The 1,380-nt window shown below is 36.7% G+C and carries 1 protein-coding gene; it reads right to left on the reverse strand.

The annotated features are described in order from the left end of the window. Positions 1-1,380: C80 family cysteine peptidase (locus BAZSYMA_RS07280; RefSeq protein ID WP_206599453.1), on the reverse strand; the 1,380-nt coding region annotated here is incomplete at both ends.

Below are 1,380 nucleotides of genomic sequence, written 5' to 3' on the forward strand. Positions count from 1 at the left end.
TAACGCTAGCGCCTCTTAAGTATTCTCGGGTATAAAGTTGCTTGGCGTAATTTTCACTCAGCATTCCATTATCACAACCTACAATCGCAGCCCGATTTAAATAGGCGGGACTGTCCACTGAATCGACATGATAGCGTTGCATTAGTGTGTCGGTGTAATCTGCTAACTTTGTGGCACTCACTTTTCCTAAGTTTTCTGGATGTCCAACAATATTGAGCCGCACACTAGAATCAGGACTGAATGTTTCACCTTCTGGAAAAACCAATTCACCTTGTTCATCGAGTGTCACAATAATGCTGGTATCAGGGTGTTTATCGAATAACGCTTTGGCAGCGTCTATGGTGATTTTATCTTCACCAATAGACAAAATAATATTGTGTTTGTTTTTACCATTGCTTTTGAGGTTTAAAGCTTCGTACTCCTCAGCAATATTGACACGGAAAACAAAATCTTTTGTTTTTACCCAACCTTCTTGCTTGATAAAATCAAGACACTTTTCTTTTAAATTAACACCTTGGTTTTGGTTATCACGGGTAATGACTTCGATAGTGTCAAAATCCAACTCTTGCGCATTACTTGGTTGATGGGCAACTTCTTTTTTGCCTGTTTTAAAATCATAAATAACAATGATTTTATTGTTATTTTTCCGTGTATCGCTTAGTATTTGTTGTTTTTGTGTATCGCTGTATGATTTCCAAAGCTCCTTGTCAATATAGGCAATATGATTGAGTGCTTTATCGGTAAAACGCTGATGACGCTTTAAAATATGTTGCTCAAATGACTGTAAAACATCTAAGTGAATTGAATTTCGCATTTTTTCTGCATTCATATCAACACCCTGCGGATCTATAATATACAGTTGACCGTCTTCAGCAACAAGTCCTTGGAAATCTGCCACAAAAAGATTGGGGTTTTTTGTAAATATTTTTTGTAAACGTTTAACATCTTTTAAAGTTTGGTTGTTGCTATTGTTCAGCACTTTTGACAGAGATCCAGCATATGCTGCTCTGCGCCTTAATCTTATATCTTGTGCACCTTCAATCTTTTGCACAACTAAACCGTGTTGCTCAACATCGGGTTTAAACTTAGACTTAGATTTCTTTATAAATGTAATTTGTTTGTAACGCTTAGGGGTTTTCATACCAAGTGAGTCTAGTTGATCTAACCACCTCATCTCCTCTTCAATCTTGATGACTTCATGCTCTGAAGCTAATAGCAATACCAATAAACCAGGTTGATTTTTAAAATTATAGGCTGTTTTAAATGAGCCTGATCCAATGGATTTTGCGTCTATTTGATCACTGGTTAATGTATCGGGGATATCGTCATCAGATGAATCTTTGGAACTCACACAACCCAGTTTCAAGCCCTTTAATATCT

The organism is Bathymodiolus azoricus thioautotrophic gill symbiont, assembly GCF_001298715.1.
Lineage (GTDB): Bacteria > Pseudomonadota > Gammaproteobacteria > PS1 > Pseudothioglobaceae > Thiodubiliella.